The organism is Clostridium polyendosporum (genome assembly GCF_018332455.1).
Classification (GTDB): domain Bacteria; phylum Bacillota; class Clostridia; order Clostridiales; family Clostridiaceae; genus Clostridium_AY; species Clostridium_AY polyendosporum.
On the sequence record NZ_BOPZ01000026.1, the window covers coordinates 14,036 to 36,046 of the forward strand.

Annotated in this window: 19 protein-coding genes and 1 pseudogene; 15 read left to right on the plus strand and 5 right to left on the minus strand. The window is 30.8% G+C overall.

The window, feature by feature from the left end:
* Positions 1 to 5: 5 nt before the first annotated feature.
* The 4 genes from CPJCM30710_RS13600 (at position 6) to CPJCM30710_RS13615 (ending at position 6,298) form a co-directional block, all read left to right on the plus strand.
* Positions 6 to 1,028, plus strand: coding sequence for a protein arginine kinase (locus tag CPJCM30710_RS13600; RefSeq protein WP_212904719.1), 1,023 nt, complete (start codon positions 6 to 8; stop codon positions 1,026 to 1,028).
* A gap of 20 nt (positions 1,029 to 1,048) precedes the next feature.
* A complete protein-coding gene (locus tag CPJCM30710_RS13605) occupies positions 1,049 to 3,502 on the plus strand; it encodes an ATP-dependent Clp protease ATP-binding subunit (protein ID WP_212904720.1) in 2,454 nt (817 codons plus the stop codon).
* 348 nt (positions 3,503 to 3,850) lie between these two features.
* Positions 3,851 to 4,792 carry a thioredoxin-disulfide reductase gene (gene trxB, locus CPJCM30710_RS13610; protein WP_212904721.1) on the plus strand — a complete coding sequence of 314 codons (942 nt, stop codon included), beginning with the start codon at positions 3,851 to 3,853 and terminating at the stop codon, positions 4,790 to 4,792.
* Between the two features lie 45 nt (positions 4,793 to 4,837).
* Positions 4,838 to 6,298, plus strand: a complete 1,461-nt coding sequence (locus CPJCM30710_RS13615; protein ID WP_212904722.1) for an NADP-dependent glyceraldehyde-3-phosphate dehydrogenase — start codon at positions 4,838 to 4,840, stop codon at positions 6,296 to 6,298.
* A gap of 232 nt (positions 6,299 to 6,530) precedes the next feature.
* Here CPJCM30710_RS13615 and CPJCM30710_RS13620 read toward each other — a convergent pair whose 3' ends face one another.
* Positions 6,531 to 6,839 (minus strand): DUF5661 family protein, encoded by a 309-nt coding sequence (locus tag CPJCM30710_RS13620; protein WP_212904750.1) that lies wholly within the window; start codon positions 6,837 to 6,839, stop codon positions 6,531 to 6,533.
* Between the two features lie 371 nt (positions 6,840 to 7,210).
* Between CPJCM30710_RS13620 and CPJCM30710_RS13625 the strand changes: the two genes are divergently transcribed.
* The 8 genes from CPJCM30710_RS13625 to CPJCM30710_RS13660 all read left to right on the plus strand — a co-directional run bounded on the left by CPJCM30710_RS13625 (position 7,211) and on the right by CPJCM30710_RS13660 (position 13,837).
* Complete coding sequence (locus CPJCM30710_RS13625) at positions 7,211 to 7,966, plus strand: carbonic anhydrase (RefSeq protein ID WP_212904723.1); 756 nt, start codon at positions 7,211 to 7,213, stop codon at positions 7,964 to 7,966.
* A gap of 228 nt (positions 7,967 to 8,194) precedes the next feature.
* The gene (locus CPJCM30710_RS18255; RefSeq protein WP_407644998.1) at positions 8,195 to 8,362 is read left to right on the plus strand and encodes a helix-turn-helix domain-containing protein; all 168 of its coding nucleotides are present in this window, start codon (positions 8,195 to 8,197) and stop codon (positions 8,360 to 8,362) included.
* A gap of 96 nt (positions 8,363 to 8,458) precedes the next feature.
* Positions 8,459 to 9,340, plus strand: a complete 882-nt coding sequence (locus tag CPJCM30710_RS13635; protein WP_212904725.1) for a hypothetical protein — start codon at positions 8,459 to 8,461, stop codon at positions 9,338 to 9,340.
* Between the two features lie 439 nt (positions 9,341 to 9,779).
* Positions 9,780 to 10,520, plus strand: a complete 741-nt coding sequence (locus CPJCM30710_RS13640) for an HlyD family secretion protein (protein WP_212904726.1) — start codon at positions 9,780 to 9,782, stop codon at positions 10,518 to 10,520.
* Positions 10,521 to 10,531: 11 nt separating this feature from the next.
* The gene (locus CPJCM30710_RS13645; protein ID WP_212904727.1) at positions 10,532 to 11,317 is read left to right on the plus strand and encodes an ABC transporter ATP-binding protein; all 786 of its coding nucleotides are present in this window, start codon (positions 10,532 to 10,534) and stop codon (positions 11,315 to 11,317) included.
* A gap of 2 nt (positions 11,318 to 11,319) precedes the next feature.
* Entirely contained in the window at positions 11,320 to 12,450 is a 1,131-nt protein-coding gene (locus CPJCM30710_RS13650) for an ABC transporter permease (protein ID WP_212904728.1), read from the plus strand.
* A gap of 23 nt (positions 12,451 to 12,473) precedes the next feature.
* Positions 12,474 to 12,965, plus strand: a complete 492-nt coding sequence (locus CPJCM30710_RS13655) for an HAD family hydrolase (protein WP_212904729.1) — start codon at positions 12,474 to 12,476, stop codon at positions 12,963 to 12,965.
* Positions 12,966 to 13,273: 308 nt separating this feature from the next.
* The gene (locus tag CPJCM30710_RS13660; protein WP_212904730.1) at positions 13,274 to 13,837 is read left to right on the plus strand and encodes an MORN repeat-containing protein; all 564 of its coding nucleotides are present in this window, start codon (positions 13,274 to 13,276) and stop codon (positions 13,835 to 13,837) included.
* Between the two features lie 68 nt (positions 13,838 to 13,905).
* Here CPJCM30710_RS13660 and CPJCM30710_RS17890 read toward each other — a convergent pair.
* From CPJCM30710_RS17890 to CPJCM30710_RS13670, 3 genes and pseudogenes are all read right to left on the minus strand, one after another.
* A pseudogene (locus tag CPJCM30710_RS17890) lies at positions 13,906 to 13,986 on the minus strand (glycerophosphodiester phosphodiesterase family protein); the annotation flags it as partial.
* Between the two features lie 150 nt (positions 13,987 to 14,136).
* Entirely contained in the window at positions 14,137 to 15,333 is a 1,197-nt protein-coding gene (locus tag CPJCM30710_RS13665; RefSeq protein ID WP_212904731.1) for a cation:proton antiporter, read from the minus strand.
* A 261-nt stretch (positions 15,334 to 15,594) separates the two neighbouring features.
* The gene (locus tag CPJCM30710_RS13670; protein ID WP_246503544.1) at positions 15,595 to 16,860 is read right to left on the minus strand and encodes a PAS domain-containing sensor histidine kinase; all 1,266 of its coding nucleotides are present in this window, start codon (positions 16,858 to 16,860) and stop codon (positions 15,595 to 15,597) included.
* Between the two features lie 520 nt (positions 16,861 to 17,380).
* Between CPJCM30710_RS13670 and CPJCM30710_RS13675 the strand changes: the two genes are divergently transcribed.
* Positions 17,381 to 18,220, plus strand: coding sequence for an RMD1 family protein (locus CPJCM30710_RS13675; protein ID WP_212904732.1), 840 nt, complete (start codon positions 17,381 to 17,383; stop codon positions 18,218 to 18,220).
* A 144-nt stretch (positions 18,221 to 18,364) separates the two neighbouring features.
* Here CPJCM30710_RS13675 and CPJCM30710_RS13680 read toward each other — a convergent pair whose 3' ends face one another.
* Positions 18,365 to 18,592, minus strand: coding sequence for a glutaredoxin family protein (locus CPJCM30710_RS13680; protein WP_212904733.1), 228 nt, complete (start codon positions 18,590 to 18,592; stop codon positions 18,365 to 18,367).
* A gap of 310 nt (positions 18,593 to 18,902) precedes the next feature.
* Between CPJCM30710_RS13680 and CPJCM30710_RS13685 the strand changes: the two genes are divergently transcribed.
* Complete coding sequence (locus CPJCM30710_RS13685) at positions 18,903 to 21,026, plus strand: alpha-amylase family glycosyl hydrolase (RefSeq protein ID WP_212904734.1); 2,124 nt, start codon at positions 18,903 to 18,905, stop codon at positions 21,024 to 21,026.
* Positions 21,027 to 21,271: 245 nt separating this feature from the next.
* A complete protein-coding gene (locus CPJCM30710_RS13690; RefSeq protein ID WP_212904735.1) occupies positions 21,272 to 21,994 on the plus strand; it encodes a GntR family transcriptional regulator in 723 nt (240 codons plus the stop codon).
* Positions 21,995 to 22,011: the final 17 nt, after the last annotated feature.

Below are 22,011 nucleotides of genomic sequence, written 5' to 3' on the forward strand. Positions count from 1 at the left end.
TATTAATGGAAAACTGGATCAATGCTGAAGAGAGAACTGAAGACATTGTTATAAGCTCTAGAATAAGACTTGCTAGAAATCTTAAACATACTCCTTTTCCCAATAAGCTGGAGGAAAAAGAAGCTAGAGAAAATATAGATACAGTAGAAGCCGCTTTTAATATCAATGAGAAGAATAGAGCTAAGTTTAAGACTGTAAGACTCTGGGAGAATAGTCCTAGTGTTGCTAGAAGTTATTTTGAAAAGCATTTAATTAGCGCAAATCTTATTAAAGGATATACTAAAACTGCTTTTTTATTAAGTAAAGATGAAACAGTAAGTGTTATGATAAATGAAGAAGATCATATAAGACTTCAGTGCATAACAAAGGGTTTAAATTTAAGGGAGGCTTTCCATGAGGCTGATAGGCTAGATTCAGAATTAGAGCAGTATCTTGAATATGCTTTTGATGAAAAGTTTGGATATTTAACGGTTTGTCCAACTAATTTAGGAACTGGACTTAGAGCTTCTGTAATGATTCATCTTCCTGCTCTAACTATGAATAATGAGATAACTAGTCTTTTAAAGGGATTAACACAAGTGGGAATGACTATTAGAGGTCTTTATGGTGAAGGTTCAAGTGCTGATGGTAACATGTACCAGATATCTAATCAAATTACCCTTGGGGTATCAGAAGAAGAGATACTTAGTAATCTAGAAGCAGTTGTATCTCAAGTAATAGATCAAGAAATAAGAGCAAGAGAAGTGTTAAAAACAAAATATTACTATGAACTTTTGGATAAAATATATAGAGCTTTAGGGGTACTAAAAAATGCTGTGATTTTAAGTTTAAAGGAATGTTTAGAATTACTTTCTTATGTAAGAATGGGAGTAGAAATGTCAATAATAAATGATATAAATAAAAAGCTCTTAAATAATCTATTAGTAGAAATTCAACCTGCTTCGCTTCAAGTAAAGGTAGATAAAAAGTTGAGTGGTAAGGATATAGATATAGAAAGAGCTAAGCTTGTAAGAGAAGTGCTTAGATAGAAATAGGAGGTGTATTTAGCATGTTATTTGGAAGATTTACAGAAAGAGCTCAAAATGTTTTAATGAATGCAAGAGAGCAATCTAAAAAATACAAGCATGGATATATTGGAACAGAGCATATTCTTTTAGGTATATTGATGGATGAAGGAAAAAGCAGAGAACTTTTAAATGGTTATGGAGTAACTACAGAGGGTGTAAGTAAGCTTATAGAACAGTATGTAGGTACAGGAGAGGTAGAATATTTCTCAGAGGAAATACCATTGACACCAAGAACTAAAAGGCTATTGGATAACTCACTGATAGAGGCAAGAAATCTAGGACATAATTATATAAGCCCTGAACACATTCTTTTAGCATTGATGAAAGATAATGAGGGTGTTGCTTATACAGTATTAAACAACCTAAATGTTAATTTTGATAAACTCAGAAGTGATTTAATTAATAGTTCAAATGCAAAGGGTGGAGCAGCTAGTGCCGGTCAAGAAGGAAATCAAAGAAAAACAAAAAATGATAAGACTCCAACTCTTGATCAGTATGGAAGAGATTTGACGCTTATGGCAGAAGAGGGAAAGCTTGATCCGGTCGTAGGAAGAGACGAAGAAACTCAAAGAGTTTTAGAAATACTTTGTAGAAGAATCAAAAACAATCCTTGCTTAATTGGAGATCCTGGAGTTGGTAAGACAGCCATTGCAGAAGGATTAGCACAAAAAATCATAGATGGAAATATCCCAGAGATACTAAGAGGTAAAAGAGTAGTGGCTCTTGATTTAACTTCAATGATTGCAGGTGCAAAGTATAGAGGTGAGTTTGAGGATAGACTTAAAAAGGTTATGGAAGAGCTAAGAGTTGTTGGCAATGTAATATTATTCATTGATGAGATACACACAATTGTTGGAGCTGGAGGAGCAGAGGGAGCTATTGATGCATCTAATATATTGAAACCAGCTCTCGCAAGAGGTGAAATTCAGTGTATTGGTGCTACGACCATAGATGAATATAGAAAGTATATAGAAAAGGATTCAGCTCTAGAAAGAAGGTTTCAACCTATTAATGTAGGAGAACCAAGCAAAGATGAGACGCTTCAAATTCTTAAGGGATTAAGAGATAAATATGAGGCTCATCATGGAGTGAAGATTACTGATGAAGCACTAGAAGCATCAGTGAATCTAGCAGATAGATATATAACTGATAGATATATGCCAGATAAGGCCATCGATCTTATTGATGAAGCTGCTGCAAAAGTAAGAATTGAGAATCTTACAACTCCACCAGATTTAAAAAATATTGAAGAAGAAATAGAAAAAGTAACTAAGGAAAAGGAAGATGCTATAACTGTTCAAAACTATGAAAAGGCTGCTGAACTAAGGGATAAAGAGAAATCTTTAAGGGAAAAGCTTGAAAATATGAAAACAAACTGGACTACTCAAAGTATTGCACAAACTCATATTGTAGGACCTGAACAAATAGCAGCAGTAGTTGCAAAGTGGACTAAGGTTCCAGTAGAAAAGTTAACTGAAAAAGAATCTGAGAAACTTTTAAAGCTCGAAGAAATACTTCATAATAGAGTTATAGGTCAAGGTGAAGCTGTAAAATCAGTAGCTAGGGCTGTAAGAAGAGCGAGAGTAGGACTTAAGGATCCTAATAGACCAATTGGAAGCTTCATATTTTTAGGACCAACTGGTGTTGGTAAGACAGAACTTTCAAAAGCACTTGCTGAAGCTATGTTTGGAGACCAGAACAATATAATTAGAGTAGATATGTCTGAATATATGGAGAAATTCTCTATTTCAAGACTTATAGGTTCTCCTCCAGGATATGTGGGATATGAAGAAGGAGGGCAGCTCACTGAAGCAGTAAGAAGAAATCCTTATTCAGTAGTACTTTTAGATGAAATAGAAAAGGCTCATCCAGATGTATTTAATATTCTTCTTCAAATACTTGAAGATGGAAGATTAACAGATAGTAAGGGTAAAACTGTTAACTTTAAGAATACAATTATAATAATGACATCTAACGTAGGTGCTCACACAATAAAAAAACAAAAAAATATTGGCTTTGGTATAGATCCTACTAAAGAAGAGTCAGCTTATGAAAAGATGAAGGATAATGTGATGGATGAGCTTAAAAAGAGCTTTAGACCAGAGTTCTTAAATAGAATAGATGACATTATAGTATTCCATCAACTTGAAGAAAAAGATCTTCTTCAAATTGTTGACTTAATGATAAAGTCTGTAGCAGAAAGATTGGAAGGTCAGGAAATTTATCTTGAATTTGATGAAGAAAGTAAGAAACTTTTAGTTGGAGCAGGAGCAGACTTGACTTACGGAGCAAGACCTTTAAGAAGAGTTATCACAAAGAAAGTAGAAGATAAGTTAAGTGAAGAAATGCTTAGAGGAAATGTACAGAGAGGTCAAAAGGTTAAGGTAACAGCAGAGAATGGAGAATTAAGATTTGTATCAAATAGTAAAGTTTAACTCATATTTTATAAGAATATAAAAGCTGCAGCGGAATGCTGCGGCTTTTTGCATATATAAAATATAGAATTAAATGAATTCTCTCGTAATATTAAATAATGTATAGTATGAAAGTTTATAAAATATAATTGGTATAACAAGGGTATAGTTATTTTTTAATCCAGTATAAATAAATTATATTTCTTCAAAATAAATTTATAGAAAGAATAATCTTTGATAATAATTATTTGTTAATACATAGTTGCTGAAATTCAAATTAGTAGTATAATAATATTAAAGGTACCCCTAATGGGTAATTCGAAGATTATTATAATTTATATATAAATTATGAAAGAAGAGGTAATTAATATGAGTAAAACAGTGAAAGATGTTGAATTAATGATAATCGGTTCAGGACCTGCTGGATTAACTGCTGCAATATATGCTGCAAGAGCAAAACTTAATGCCATACTTATTGAAAATGCAGTAGTTGGTGGTCAAGTAAGATCTAGTTATACAATAGAGAATTATCCTGGGTTTAAGTCAGTAGAAGGGGGAAAGCTTGCAGATCTAATGCAGGAACAAGCTTTAATATTAGGTGCAAATATAGATGAATTTGATATGGTAGAGAAAGTATATCTTTCAGAGAATGAAAAGATTATAGAAACTACAAATTATACGTATCATCCTGAGGCAGTAATAATTTCTACAGGAGCTACTCCAAAGAAACTTCCTATACCTAATGAAGAACAATTTGAAGGTAAGGGAATTCACTATTGTGCAGTATGTGATGGAGCTTTGTATGAAGGTAAGGTAGTAGGTGTAGTTGGGGGAGGAAACTCTGCATTAGAAGAAGCCCTATTCCTAGCTAGGTTTGCTTCAAAAGTAATAATCATAAGAAGATATGATTATTTTAAAGGAGAAGCTGCTACTTTAGAACAAGTGAAGAATAATCCGAAGATTGAAATTATGTACAATTATGATTTAGTAAAAGTAAATGGTAGTAATTTTGTTGAAAAAGCAATAGTAAGAAATACTCAAACAGGAGAGAAAATGGATATAGCATTATCAGCCGTTTTTGGATATATAGGGACAGAACCAAAGACAGAGCTATTTAAAAATTATATAGATCTTAATGATCAAGGATATATAAAAACTGATGAGAATATGAGAACAAATATTAAAGGCGTTTATGGAGCTGGAGACGTAAGAGATAAGAAGTTTAGGCAAATAACAACTGCAGTAGCAGATGGAACAATAGCTGCATTGGATGCTGAAAAGTACATTGTTGAAAAGAAAAGAGGAAAATAGACTTAATAAAAGCATATTCAATTTCAGAAGTATGGGGGGATATATATGTTTAGTAGTTTATGCTGTGAAAATAAAGTTTATAAAAATTTAGTAAATGGACAGTGGATCGACAGTAACACAGGTAATTTAATTGAAATATTTTCTCCGGTAGATGATTCAATTGTAGGTAAGATTCAAGCTATGAGTAAGAAAGAAGTAGATTTTGCAATCGAAAATGCAAAGGAAGCTCAAAAATCATGGAGAACCATTCCTGTAAACAAAAGAGCACAGATACTTTATAGAGCAGCAGAACTTTTAGAAGAAAAAACTAATGATATCGCTGAAATTATGATGAGAGAAATAGCTAAGGATAAAAAAAGTGCAGTTTCTGAAGTTCAAAGAACTGCAGATTATATAAGGTTTACTGCTGATGCAGCAAAGAGTATGGAAGGGGAAACTATACCAGCAGATAGTTTCCCTGGTTTCAACAGAAGTAAGATTTCTGTTGTCACAAGAGAGCCTTTAGGTGTGGTTCTTGCAATCTCACCATTTAATTATCCAGTTAATTTATCAGCCTCAAAGATTGCTCCAGCACTAGTTGCTGGAAATAGCATAGTACTAAAGCCAGCAACTCAAGGCTCCATTTCAGCTCTTTACCTAGCAAGAGTATTTCAAGAAGCAGGACTTCCGGCTGGAGTATTTAATACAATAACAGGGAGAGGAATTGAAATAGGCGATTACTGTGTTACGCATCCATCTGTAGACTTCATAAACTTCACAGGTAGTACAGAGATAGGTAAGAGAATATCTCAGATTTCAACTATGAAGCCTCTACTTATGGAACTTGGAGGGAAGGATGCTGCTATAGTTTTAGAGGATGCTGATTTAGAACTTGCTGCAAAGAATATCGTTGCAGGGGCATATTCTTATTCAGGTCAGAGATGTACTGCTGTTAAAAGGATATTAGTTGTTGACTCTGTAGCTAATGTACTTGTAAAAAAGTTAAAGTTTAAGATTGAAAAGCTTAAAGTTGGAAATCCTCTTCAGGAACAGGTAGATATAGTGCCGCTTATAAATGTAAAAGCTGCTGACTTTGTTGAAGGATTAATGAAGGAAGCACAGGAAAAAGGTGCTAAGTTAATTATAGGGGGAAGGAGAGAGGGTAATATCATTTATCCAACACTATTTGATAATGTAACTTTAGACATGAGATTAGCTTGGGAAGAACCTTTTGGGCCTATACTGCCAATCATAAGAATTAAAGATAGAGATGAGGGTATAGCCATTGCTAATAAGTCAGAATATGGCCTTCAAGCTTCAGTATTTACGAAGGATATAAACTCGGCTTTTTATATTGCCGATAAGCTTGAAGTTGGAACTGTTCAGGTAAACAATAAGACGGAGAGAGGACCAGACCACTTCCCATTCCTAGGAGTTAAGTCTTCAGGAATAGGAACTCAGGGAATAAGATATTCAATAGAAGCAATGAGCAGACCTAAAGCTATTGTAATTAATATAGGGGATTAACGAAATGTAAATTAGTCATTTTGTCGCACACTTATTATATAAAAAGGTAAAACAGCACCTCACCGGCTGCTGTTTTATTTTGAGTAAATGCTTATATATTTTTAGGGCTCTTAATAGCGCAGTTTGCATGTGATTCATGAATTTCTATATTTGATGGATATCTGGCAATATTAATGAATGAAGTTATAAAGTTAATAATTTTCAAGAATTTTAAGTATTTTAATAGAATTAATTATCTATACCTACTCCAGTATTTTTCTGCCTCTACTTCTAATTTAGCAAGCCTTGTGTAGTAATCTGGGAATTCATTTAAATGAGCCAAAGCAATTTTGCCAGTTATAATAGGATCATCATTTGTAACATTAGTTGCAGCATCTTTTTTACCATGCTCTAGTTCTACATCTAATCCCATTCTAAATTGTTCTATATCAAACTTACTAAAATCAATATTTAGCTGTTTAGCTATTTCAATGGCTTCTTCTGTAGTAAATGTTGTTTTAGAAATTTCTGAATTGATTGCAAATCTATAAGGTATTAGCATTTTGTCTGGTACATAGTAAAAGTATATTGGAATAAGTCGTACTACACAAGCAGGATATATTAATTGATACATAAGTTCCTCCATTAGTTATTAAAATATAGTCTATTTTATGCATAATTAATAATATTTGATAGTAGCTTTATCAAATATAAAGGAAGTTTTATACCTACATATTTCTAGTTTAGGAAGATGGAAGAAGTAGACCATATGATGAGTATAAAGAAGAAGCAAGTAGGAACGTAAGTAGCTACTTGCTTCTTTATAGATATTATAATACAGATATTTTTTAATATTTTGAAAAATTAACATAATGTTAACTTTAGTGGTATAATTTATAAAAAAATATAATATCTTACGGGGGTTATTTATCTATGAAGAAAAATGTATTATTAAAAAAACTAACGGTTGCTTTAGTTGCTGGATTATTGTCTGTTGGAGTTTTAAGTGGTTGTAGTAATAAAGAAACTAAATCTATTCAAACTGAAAAAGAAACAAATGTTATTGCTACACATGATGACAATCTTCACAAAGATAAAGTTACTGCTGGAGAAGCAGAAAAAGCTATCATAGAAGGTAATAAAAGATTTGTATCTGGAAAGCTTGCGAATAAAGATTTATCATCAGAAGTGCGTAAAGATCTTTCTAAAAATGGACAACACCCTTTTGCTGTAGTATTAACTTGTTCTGATTCAAGAGTTGCTCCAGAATTAGTATTTGATCAAGGGTTAGGTGACTTGTTTGTTATTCGTGACGCTGGAAACGTAGTTGATGCTATTGAGACAGGAAGTGTAGAATATGCTGTTGAACATTTAAATGTTCCACTAGTTGTTGTATTAGGTCATGAAAAATGCGGTGCTGTACAAGCAACTATTGAAGGTGGAGAAGCTACTCCAGACATTGAAGTAATGATAAATAAAATTAAACCATCTTTAGATAAAATAAAAGTAGAGAATAAAGATGCAAAACAAGAAGAAATAGCTTCAATGGTTGAAGATGAAAATGCAAAAGAAACTGTTAATGAATTATTAAAAAGTTCTGCAATTAAACACCTAGTAGATTCAGGGAAATTAAAAGTGGTTGCAGCAAAGTACCATTTAGAATCTGGTGAAGTTGAGTTCTTAAAATAAATATAAATTATATTTGATATGTAAAGAAGCAAAACAGTACTTCAATAGGAGGTGCTGTTTTGCTTTTTTACTTGTTGCTATTTAACAAAGTTAAGTCTAGCTAAGAGTAAAAGTATTTGATTTAAACGTTAGTTATTTTAAGTAAAGATTATTGAAGAAATTGATGAGTAGGTATTTTAAAAAATATAGAAATTAATTAGGATATATTTAAGAGAAATTTGTAATAATATTTTTGTTCACTTTAGATTAACACCAACTAAAGAACAAGAAATAATGTTAAACAGGACCTTTTGTTCTTGTAGGTTCGTATATAATTATTATGTTGGAAAGAAGATAGAACTATATAAAGTGAAGGCGACACTATGTCTTATGTTGAATGTGCTAAATTGGAGTTAAGCTTGTGGAGATAGTAGATTGAAGTATAGAGGAGGCGGGAAGTCTCATCACCTTGGGGCAAGGTAAGTTTACCAACATAGTAGGTAGGAGATAAATATGAGTACTAATTTAAGAAATTCTCTTGAAAAATCCATAAGAGCTTTAAGTAATGTAATAAGAGATATATTTAGAAAAATACCATATCTGTTTTTTGTAGTTGCTTGGAGTATTTATAGGATAGTTAATGAGTATTTTAATACAGTTGGACATAAACAGTTTATATTATGTCTACTTATTTTTGTAGTATCAGTTGGAATTTATGCAAAAAACAAGAATATATCTGAAACTATGTTAACATTTATGATAGGTGTATTGACTGTGTTCACTATTGATTGGGAAGAGGCAGATTTTAGATTGTTTATGTTGTTTTATTTGGTGTTTAATTTAATGATTTTCGTCATTGGCAGTATTAATTTGGCTGTTAAAAAGGATAATATTTTAATACAGGCAGCTAATAGTCTATGTAATGATTCTAACTACGATGAGATACACAGAAAATTAAATAAAATATTTGATAAGTCTACACCTAATAATCAATTAGCGCCCATTGAAAGAGCTGAAGCAATAAGGTTTCTAGCTTTTAGAAGAGTAGATATAGATGATATGTTGAAAGCTTTATCATCTATAGAAATTATTAAAACGGTATGGGAAATTGATTTAAATAAAGCCTGCAATGTATTCTATATATTATATGTATTTAGCTATAACCACTTTCCACATAAAAATCCATCAAAAAATACTATTGAACTCTTTAACAAAATTCTTACAATATCATTACCTCCAGAACAGTTTTTTGAATTATTTTTAAAAACAAAGAAAAAGATAATTTCAGATGAAATGGATTTTGACACATATATTAAAAAAATAAAAGAATTAGCTATTAATGGGATGGATTCCTGTGAAATAATTGAAGAACTTAGAAAACCCCATGAAGAATGATAACTATGCGAGGTTAACAATCTTCAAGGGTTTTTTTAAATCTATAGATTTAAGCTCCTAACATCTTTAATATACAATTAGCTAAATCTAATCCAGTATGTCCACACATATGGATACATTGTGCTAATGCTAAACCAGCCATTACCTCACCTCCCAAAGCAGTTTGTATTATTAAATATAACTGATAAATGTGGAGATAATATGGATATTTTTGAAAGTCTTATTATAATGAATGAGGTTTGAATGCATGACTTAGCTATAGAAGCGGAATTTCTTTATATAATAAGCTTATTTGCTATCATTTCACGAAATAAAATATGACTGAAGCTTAGTACGTTATTATTTAATAGATAAATCATATTGTATAGTTATTGACAATTACTTACATTGAGAATAAAGTGGAGGTAAGTAATCACTCATTTTCTTAGGAGGTATTATAATGAGTAAAAAAGTCATCTTAGTTTTATCGTTAATATTTACGTTTAGTTTAACTGCCTGTAGTAACGGAATAAGTGCAGATGAAAATGTATACAGTGGTACTGTAGAGTCTGAAAGTTTTAATGTATCTGCAGAAGTAGGAGGAAGGATTTCTGATATCAATATAAGTGAAGGCAGTTTAATTAAAGCAGGAGAAAAAATAGCTCAAATTGATCCTAAATTTTACGAACTTCAAAAAGCACAGGCTGAAGGAGCACTTAAAATAGCAAAGGCAAAGCAGGCTGAGGTTCCTGGTAATGCAAGAGATACACTTAAGGATCAGGCTCAAGGGGCAGTGGAACAGACACAGGCAGCTGTTGATTTAGCTCAACTGCATATTGATAAGACATCAATAACTGCTGCTGTAGAAGGTGTAGTCACAGAAGTTTTTGTTCATAAGGGTGAGTTAGTGTCATCAGGAATGAATATAGCGAAGTTTAGAGATAACAAAAATAAGTACGTAAAGATATATGTAGAAGAGAGTAAGAGAAATAAAATAACAGTTGGTAATAGTTTAGATATTAAAATAAATGATAAAACTGAAAAAGGCAAGATAATATATGTTTCACCAGAATCTGAATTTACTCCTACAAATGTTGAGACAAGGGATGAGAAGGAAAAAACATTATTTGAGGTTAAGGTAAAGTTTGAAGGTAATAGTGAAACGATACCAGGAATGATGGTAGATGTAAATTTACAATAGGAGTGATAGGAATGAATGCCATTGAAGTTCAGGGATTAACAAAAAAGTTTGGAAGGTATACTGCAGTAGATCGTATAAGTTTTCAGGTACCAGAAGGCAAAATTTTTGGTTTTTTAGGACCTAATGGTTCAGGAAAATCTACCACAATTAGAATGTTGTGTGGTGTACTTACTCCTACTAAAGGAAGTGCCAAAATATTAGGATATGATGTAAATACCAATGTAGATAAAATTAAGCAGAGTATAGGGTATATGTCTCAAAAGTTTAGTTTGTATGAGGATTTAACTGTTAATGAAAACTTAGATTTTTATGCTGGTATATATGGACTAACTAATAAAGAAAGGGAGGAAAGAAAAAAAGGCATAATTGCCATGGCAGGACTTGTTGGAAGAGAAAATATCTTAACTAGGAACTTATCAGGAGGATGGAAACAGAGAATTGCTTTGGGATGTGCATTAATTCATAAACCTAAGATTTTAATCTTAGATGAACCTACAGCAGGAGTAGACCCAGTTTCAAGAAGAGTTTTTTGGCAGATGATATTTACTTTAGCTAAGCAGGGAATTACAGTACTGGTAACAACTCATTATATGGATGAAGCTGAATGCTGCGATAGCTTAGCATTTATATTCAACAGTAGGCTAATAGCAGTTGGTACCCCTAGGGAATTAATTGAAAAGGAGAGGGTTAGTAACTTAGAGGACGTATTTATTAAATACGTTGAAAGAGAAACAAATCAAAAAATACAGTCTTCCTTTGAGGAGTTAAAGTTTTTAGTTGGAGAAGAGAGGGCTTAGCTATGAATATGCAGAGGTTTTGGTCTATAGTAAAAAAGGAATTTATTCAAATAAAGAGAGATAAGGCTAGTTTTGGGATTGCTATAATGATGCCGTTAATGATGATGCTTTTGTTTGGTTATGCTGTTACTACTCAGCTTGAAGATATATCTATGCTAGTATTAGATCAAAGTAATACTGTAGAAAGCCATGAGCTTATTAAAAGTTTTGAGAATACATCTTATTTTAAATTAATAGGCAAAGCCCAAAACATAGATAAGATTGAAAGTGAAATGAATGAAGGAAAGATTCATGCTGCACTTATAATTCCTCCTGATTATTCTAAAAGCTTGTTAAAAAAAGAAAGACCCAAGGTACGATTTATTGTGGATGGTTCCGACCCAACTACTGCAAGAACTGCATTTAGTAGTGGTGTATTAGCCGTAGAAAGACATGGAATGAAGACAATTGAAGCTAGTAATAGTAAGATACCTTCTAAGCTTAACATGGGAGGTATAGAAGTAAGTACTAAGGTTTTATATAATCCTACTTTAAGAAACCAAAACTACACTATTCCAGGACTTATTGGACTTATAATGCAAAATATAACTATAATTCTAACTGCTTTTGCTCTTGTAAGAGAAAAAGAGAGAGGTACAATCGAACAGCTTATTGTTTCACCTTTAAAGTCTTCAGAAATAATATTAGGTAAGCTTGTGCCTTATATTTTGATTGGTTTTGCAGATTTTATATATGCTTTACTGTTAGGAATATACTGGTTTAATGTTCCTGTTTCGGGAAGCATAGGACTTTTAATATTTTTGGGTTCAGGCTTCGTAATATGTGCACTTGCTATTGGAATACTAATTTCTACAGTGGCTAAAAATCAACTTCAGGCAATGCAAATGACTTTTTTAGCACTGCTGCCTAGTGTGCTTTTATCAGGATTCGTATTTCCAAGAGAAGCAATGCCTAAGGTAATACAGTATTTAGGAAACTTAATTCCACTAACATATTTCTTAAACATATTAAGGGGTATTATATTAAAGGGTATAGGGATGAAATATTTGGTTAATGATGTAATACTATTGTTTGTACTAGGACTAGCACTTTTAGTATTAAGTATAATAAGATTTAGAAAGAAACTAGATTAAAATATCTCTAAGGAGTAACTTGAATGAATGATATAAAAGTAGTTATATTTGATTGGGGAGATACCTTAATGAAAGATTTCAAAAATTATGATGGTCCAATGTATAACTGGCCGCATATAGAGGTATTACCTAAGGTTGAGAAAATATTAAGTAAGGTATCTTCTTCATATGAGTGCTGTGTTGCTTCCAATGCAGGTTGTTCTGATGCAGAGTTAATGAAGTTAGCTTTGAAACGTGGAGGTATAAGTAAGTACTTTCAATATTTTTTTACATCAAAGGAACTTAAATATAATAAATTAGATTATAATTTTTATTTAGAGATTACTAGAAGGTTAAAAGTTAAATCTAATGAATGTGTTATGATAGGAAATGATTATATAAATGACATTATTCCTGCGAAAGAGGTGGGGATGAAAACAATATTTATTTCTACAGATGATAATGTTAATTATAACAAAGCTGATTATATAATAAGATCTATGGAGGACTTATTAGTTATTTGGGATAAGATTTAATATTAAACTATTCTTTTAAAATTTAATCTAATAAGTCTAACATTTCTTAAGAGGTTATCCATTATGAAAAATAAAAAAATCAATTACATAATCATATTTGTTTTAATATTTGTACTTTTTATAGTTTTTTTGTAGCGTGCGGTTTTTACTACAAAACTTCTAAAAAAGAAAGTGAAGATATAACAGTCAATTTGAATATGTTAATATTTTTATTGGTAAGGCCTTGACAAGAGAGTTAAAACTTTTATAATATAGCATTGATAATCATTATCAATGCTATGGTGATTATGGATAGGAGAGAATTTAATATGAATAAGATAAAATTAAGCAATGCTGGCTTGAGCAAATTTAAAATAGTTAATGTTGTAAGAAGTCCTATAACGAAGCATATTCATGGGGGAACTTATGTAGGTGACCGAAAGAATGGTAAGATGGAGGGGGAAGGAACTTACTTTTACAATGATGGCAGTAAATATGTAGGACAATGGCATGATGATCAAATGGATGGACAGGGTACTTTTATGTGGGCTAGAGGGGAAAAATATATAGGTGAATGGAAGAACGATGAAAAACATGGATATGGAATATATACCTGGGCAGATGGTGAAAAATATATAGGATATTGGGAAAATGGAGAAAAAAGTGGTCAGGGTATTTATACTTGGTCAGATGGAGACACTTATATAGGTGAATGGAATAATGATTTAAGGCATGGTGAAGGTATTCATACATGGGCAGATGGAGAAAAATATATTGGGCAGTGGCAAAATGATAACAGAGAAGGAAAAGGGATGTATATATGTAATGATGGAAAAATTTATACGGGAGAGTTTAAAGATAATAAATTAGAAAAAGAAAACTTTAATATATAACTTAAACTTCTTACATGAATAATGATGTCTATCCACTGAATAGTCTAGTTTTAATACTCATGGTCTTAAGCCTTTTCAAAGGCTAGCATAGTATTTTCTGGGTAATATCCACTAAAGCCTCTATGAGCAATGTTCAAAGCCATAAGTATCATTACTTCAATCTTAATATTATAATTATAAATTACTATAAAAAATATAAAGGTAGGGTTAATGTTTAATTAAATTTATTTATAGGAAAAAATTATTATAATAAAATAAGGAACTACTGGTGTAGCTCCTTATTTATTAATTTATACATATTAGGCTGCTTTTTTTCTATCAAGTTTATGTTCAACTTTATGTGAGAATACGATTTTTAACAATATAGGTGTTATTAAAGTTGTTATTAATACAACTACCAGAGTGGGGATAAATAGTTCAGAAGATATTATACCACTTTGTAAACCTATATTAGTTGTAATTAGTGCTACTTCTCCTCTTGAAACCATACCAGTACCTATCTGTAAAGATTCAGATGTACTCATACCAACCCATTTGGCAGGCAAACTGCATCCTATTACTTTACCTATAATAGCTACAACTAACAAAATCAATGTAAGTAATATTATATTTAAAGTTATGTCTTTCATATTTACACTTAATCCTATACTAGCAAAAAATATAGGTGTTAAAAATAGCGTCGATATTGTTTTAACTCTTTTTTCAATATAGTGCTTATGTGAAACAGAAGATAACATAAGTCCACATACATAAGCTCCTGTAATAGCAGCAATACCTAGTTCTTCTGCTAAGAAAGCAAATAGTAAAGTTAAACCAATAGAAAATACGGCAATTCTTTGAGATGATCCTGCTTTTTTAGTATATTTATCTATGTATCTTGGTAAAAATGCTATTGCAGCTACAGATGCCGTACAAAATATTAATACCTGTCCTACAACTTTTAATAATTGTAATAAAACGTCACCACCGCCAGCTACCTGTGAGCTTTGTGCTAATACAAGAACAAAAGAGATTATAATCAGGCCCAAAATATCATCTATAACAGCTGCTCCTAAAATATTTATTCCTGCTCTTGTATTTAATTTGTTCATTTCAGTTAGTGTTTGAACTGATATAGTTACACTGGTAGCAGTTAAAATTACTCCTATAAATATACTTTCCCATAAGTTATCATACATAAAGTAAGCTGGTAGAAATCCTAATACAAGAGGAACAATAATACCTCCTATAGCAATTAATAAAGAAGAGGGTCCAGCTTTTTTAAGTTCATCTAAGTTAGTCTCAAGGCCTGCTAAAAACATAAGCATTACAACGCCTAATTCTGCTAACAACTTTATATGTTCACTTTCATGAACAATTCCTAATATAGAGGGACCTATTATTACTCCTGCGATTAAAGCTCCTAGAACTTGAGGTTGTTTGAATTTTTTACTTATTATACTTCCTAGTTTAGTAAAAATTAAAATTATAGCTATATCTAAAAAAACTTTATGCATTTCTCTTCAACTCCTTAAACTAATATTTATAAAATATAAAATAAGAAGCAGGAGAATATAGTTGCCCTCCAAATACAAGTCTTTCAAGCTTAAACAAAAGACTTTATATTAACTTTAATTACGATTTTACTAAAACAATATGAAAATGTCAACCGTTTAATGTGGTATATTAAACCTTATAACTCAACTATTTTATTTGCTACCATTTCATGAAGTGAAATCTGGCTAAAAGTTAATAGATTTGATATCTATTAACTTTAATTAATTATATATATCAGAAAATTCTATTTTAATTCTTTCTATTCTATTTTCATTTGTATAAGTACTAAATTCAGACGGATTTTCATATTCAGGTAACATTTTTACAGGAAGTTCTATTTTGAATTCGCTTCCCTTACCTGGAGTACTTTCTAATTTAATATCTCCATTATGTAGAACTACTAGTTCCTTAACTAATGAAAGACCTATGCCGCTACCTTCTCTATTTCTAGATAAAGATTTATCTATCTGGATAAACTTTTCAAATATAGAAGATTGTTTTTCAGTAGGTATTCCTATTCCTGTGTCTTTAATAGATATAACTACACTATTTATTTTATCATATAAAGTTACTTCTATACTTCCTCCACTAGGTGTGAATTTTACACAATTTGATAATAGATTTAATATTATTCTTTCCATTGCATCTGGATCAAAGGCCATGATTTTTTCTTCTATTTCTGTATCAAAAGTAATAAAAATACCTTTACTTTCTACATAGTCAACTACTGATAGCACAATATTTTCTACAACATTTACTATATCTTTATTTTGAAAGTGCGTAAAAAAATGACCAGCATCAATCTTTGTTATATCTATAAGGTTGCTTATAATTCTAAGTAATCTATAGCAATTTTGTCTCATTATAGATATATATTTTTCTATGCCTTTATCTTCTAATTTAACTGAGCTATTCTTTAATTCTATAACCTGAAGAGCACTAAAAATTAAATTTAAAGGAGTTCTCAGTTCATGAGAAATGTTTGAAAAGAAATTAGTTTTTAATTTATCATGGTATATCAAGTCCTTAATGATCTTTTCATTTTTTTCATTATGCTTATGATCTGTTATATCAATACCTAGGGACATTAAGCCTTTACGGGTTCCATCATCATTGAAAAGAGGTATTCTTAAAATATCATAAACTTTATTTATTTTCTCTTTCTCATTAAAGATAATTTCTTCATGTCTATGTATAGAATCCAACTGCCATGCTTCTATATCTTTGCTTTCCCAACGAGCTAACATGTATTTTGATGGAATTGATATATTGATTAACTCGTTAATATTCTTATTTTTATAATCTTTTTCCTTTATATCTAATAAGTTTAAAGCAGTTTTATTTATTTCAAGAAACTTACCTTCAGGATCTTTAAAGTAAACTATGTTAGGAGTAGAATTTATTAATGTACTTAACAAACTTTCAGTATTAGATAACAATCTTTCAGCTAGTTTACGTTTAAATATATTAACGATTACAAAACCCATTCCAAGAATAATCATGCAGATAATAATAGATATAAGATATAAAGCTAACTTTTTAGAAATATTATAAGATGTTGAAGGTTTGTTAACTATTTCTGAACCTTCTGGAATGTCTTTATAATCTGCGTGTAGTGTAAAAATCCTTCCTTAAAACTTGATTAGAATAGAGAGACTCAAGGTTAAGCTCTTTGAATAGTTTTCAAAATCATACCAATTAAAATATTAACACAACTTTTTAAATTATATATCAGAAAGTTCTATTCTTATTTTTTCTACGTTATATAACACAAAACTCCTTGTATGACACAAAACTCCTTGTATGACACAAAACTCCTTGTATGACACAAAACTCCTTTAATTCGAGTATATATTGAAAAAATTTATCTTTTAAAAATGACTTAATAAACAATACATTAATTTAATCAAATTATCAAGGTAGTGGTATAAGGTACATAGATATAACAATTATATGGTATAATAATTATATGGATATTATTGGTGTGAAGGCGAGGTGAAAGATTTTATGAAGAAGTATATTTTTGAGGGAAAAGCCATATGTAGTGAATTTAATATAGGCAACTTAAGCCGTGAGTTTGGTATTAATAGGAAGATTAAGTGGGAAGAAGCACTTATTCTTAAAAGAGATGCTTTAGAAGGTATTTTCTCAGATGTTGAAAATAAGATGGTATATATATACTATTTTGGAGCTATAGTTTTTGTGAATTTTCAGAATAAAGATATAAATGCTTTTATAGAAAGGATAAGGAAAATACCTAATAGTATAAAGAGTATAAATAAAGATATGGTCTATGATTGTACGGAGAGTTTTGAAATTATAGTGGATGAGAATAGTGACGAACAGTTAGGAAATGAAGAGTTAATTCTTAGAAAGATCGAGAGTTATCATTTAGATATAACAGCACTAGTTGTCGCAAAATCTGTAGCTCTGGAAACTATAGAGAAGAGAATGGATGTAGTGTTTGATGAAGTAGAAAAAATAACAGATTCCTTAAAAAGAGGAAAGTTAGATATAAAGGAGAAAAAAATTACTTCAATAATAGGTAGAATTCTTTCTTTTAAATATAATACTATTTCATATATCATGCTTTTAGATAAACCAGATATAACATGGGATAATGAGAGCGCCGAAAAGATTTTTAATAACCTTGCAGATTTGTTTGAACTAAACGATAGATATGAAAATCTAAGTGCTAAATCGCAAATTTTACTAGATACTACTGAAATATTTGCAAACCTAAGTCATTCAAGAAGAGCAAATATACTTGAGATTATAATAATTGTACTTATTCTAATTGAGGTAATTATGGCTTTTGGAGAACCTATAATGAGTTTAATTAAATAGAAGACATTTTTTTGTCTGTTTACAGTAATTATTTCTAATAAACTAGCATATAACTGAAAGTAAAGGTATTCATAAAACGTCTTAAGTGTAGATACAGAAGAAAGAACCAGCGATATTTCGCTGGTTTTTAATATCAAACTTTCATTATAGTCCTAAGGCTTTATCTATAGCACCTTTATCAAAACCAATTATAACTGTTCCATTAATATCAAGAACTGGAACCCCCATTTGTCTTGACTTTTTAACCATTTCTTCTCTAGCAGACATATCGTCTTGAACGTTTAGCTCTTGGAAATCCATTCCCTGTGACCTTAAGTAGCTTTTGGCTTTAACACACCAAGGGCATGAATTTGTAGTATATAATTTTATCATAATACTTCACTCCTTATTAAGAAAAAATCATTATCTATACCTATGATTATATTATACCAAGTGGGGGTATTTTGTGCAATGTTTTCAAATATTTTTTCTATATTTTATGACAGATATTATTGTATACCTTAGTAGTATATGATAAAAAGATTCAATTATGTTATAAAGAAAATTTTGTTGAAACATTTCTCTATATATTTGCATATAATTAAAGTTAAGAAAACAAATAAATCAAGAAGTAAATACAGAATATTATTTACCTAAAATATTATTAAAATTATTTGTGATTTTAAATGTGGGGGTACAAAATATGAGTGTAATGAAGGAAAGTAGACTTAAAACCCTGCTCTATATATTAGAAAATAATATTCCGGCAGGAGAAAACTTAACATATGCTGTGCCAGATATGTGGAACTGTTTTGATTACAATGGTGAAGAACTAAAGAAAAAGGAGAATGGTCTACTTTATGTAAATCCATATAAATTTTATTATCAGTGTATAAACAATTTTATTATTAGAAATTATGATGAGAGTATTCAATACAGTAAATCTCTTGCACAAATCAATAATTTATTTAAAGAAAGAAACGAAGACGGTCGCGGTGACTGGATAAGAAAAAGCTCAATCTATTCAATGCATGTAAGAACCACAACATCGTGGGATCATGATGGTTGCGGTGAACTAAAGGATATTAATGGAAACGGTTTCAAAGAAACGGGTACTTTTGTGAAAAGTATAGTTTTATTACCTCTATTAAAGAAAATGGGTATAGATACAATATATCTTCTTCCTATAGCTATGCATAGTATAAAAAATAAAAAGGGTGAGATGGGATCGCCGTATGCTGTAAAAAACTTTTTTAAGATTGATCCTGAACTTAAAGATTATATTACTGGTGATGATTTTTCTGTTGAGGATGAATTTGGGGCTTTTGTTGAGGCGTGCCATATGGTCGGTATTAGAGTAATGATAGATATAATTCCAAGAACTGCGGCTAGAGATAATGAACTTATGCTAGAACATCCAGAGTGGTTTTATTGGATTAGAGTTAATGACATTCCATATTACAGACCACCTCATGTATCAGGACTTGGAGAAAATGTTAAGCCTTTGCCTGAAAATCTTCATTTTGTATATGAGTCAGAGGATGTATGGAATTTAATTAAGAAGTTTACTGTTTCTCCAGATCAGTTTAATTCAACAGAATGGAATAAAATTAAGAACGAATGTAGGGAGAATGAAAACTTAAATGTTTTAGAATTAATAGAAGGAAGAATAGGAATTACTACTGCACCAGCATTTTCTGATTGTATAAATGATCCTCAACCTCCATGGGATGATGTAACATTCTTAAGACTTTATTGGGATCATCCTTTAGAAACAAGAAAATATATGAATGATCCTTATCAGCCCCCATATATTTTACATGATATTATTAAATCTAATTCATTTAAAGGTCAGTATCCAAATGAAGATTTGTGGCGTGTACTTTCAGATGTAATTCCATTCTATCAAAGAAACTTTGGTATAGATGGAGCAAGAATAGATATGGGGCATGCATTGCCTTCAGAGCTTGTGGATAGGATAATTAAAAATGCAAGAGAAATAGATAAGGATTTTGCATTTGTTGCAGAGGAACTATTCCAACTTGCAGCAGAAGAGGCTAAAAAATGTGGGTATAATATGATTATTGGTCATGGTTTCTATGCTGAACCAAGAGTAGCTGACTTTAGTGCTCATGCTTTTATATATGAATCAAGACATCTTCCTCTTCCTGTATTGGCTTGCGGGGAAACTCCAGATACTCCAAGATTAGCAGCTCGATTAGGTGGGGAAAGACTTTCAAAATGTTTAACTGTAATAAATCAGTTTATGCCTAATGGAGTTCCTTTTATCAATTCAGGACTTGAGATTTATGAAACCCAACCTATGAATACGGGACTTGACTGTAGTAAGGATGAACAGTGGATAAGACTAGCGTGGGATGATCCTTATAATGGAAAATTAGCATTCTTTGATAGATACCAGCTTCACTGGACGTATTGGAATAGATGGGACATAGCAGATACTCTAGATACTGTTTCAAAGATAAGAAAACAGTACCTAAATACAATAACGAATTTAAATAATTTTATTCCACTATGGTTTGGTCAATGGGATGTTCCAGTAATAGGTCTAGGCTGGATTGAAGAAGGCAAGAAGGGATGGCATGAAGATAATATCCTTTTAGTAATAGGTAATACAGACATGAATAATAGTATAGATATAAATGTTTACTTAGATAGTATAAGAAATCAATCAGGTAATTCTGAAAGAAAAGTAAGATTTTTATATTCGACTCACATATGGAAACATGATATATATTACTTAGATGATTATTTTAATATGAGATTTTCACTTCTACCAGGTGAAGTGAAAATAATAAAGATATAATAAAACTGAACTGACATCGAGCTAATTCAGCTTTAGCTAGACTTCACTTTGTGAAATAGTAGCAAATAGGGGACAGCGTATGCTGTCCCCTATTTAATTTCCTTCAGGAAAAATAAAATTATTATAAAGTTGTATATATATATATGATATAGTTATTTTTATAAATAAAATTATTAAATAATACAATAAATAAAATATATAGTGATTTACTTAGTATTAATATTTTAAGTAGGAGGGAAGAATCTGTGATAGATAAGAATAGTCCTATACCGGTTTATTATCAGTTAAAGGAAGATATAAAAAAGAAAATAGCTCATGGTGTATGGAAGGTTGGTCAATGTATAGACAGTGAAAGAGAACTTTCAGAAAGATATGAAGTGAGCAGAATGACTATTAGACAGGCACTTGGAGAACTTGTGCAAGAAGGTATGCTGATAAGAGAAAAAGGAAAAGGGACTTTCGTATGTGAGCCTAAGGTAAAACAAAAGGATATGATGAGTTTTTCTGAGATTATTAAGAAGTTGGGCAGAAAACTTGAAACAAAGGTTTTGGAATTTGAGATTATTCATACTCCAGAGGAGTTGTTGGATGTATTTCCATTTGAACAGGTTTATAAAATAAATAGAATGAGAACGGTTGATGGTGAAAGTGTTGCAAATGAGATTGTCTATATACCTTGTGATTATTGTGGGTACATAGATGAAGAAATGCTTAAAGGTTCACTGTATAAACTTTTAGAGAAATTTGGATATAAAATAGATTATACTGAATCCTCAATTAAGGCAGTCATAATGAATGAAGATTACAAAACACTATTTAATCTAGAAGGAGAAGTTCCTCTACTTCAAATACACTCGAGGACAATGACTAGAGAAGGAAAACTTTTGTTTGTAGAGGAATCAATTTATAGATCTGATAAGTACATTTTAGAAGTTAATATTTCTAGGAGAGAAGGAAAGATGCGATAATATTAATATTAATTTAT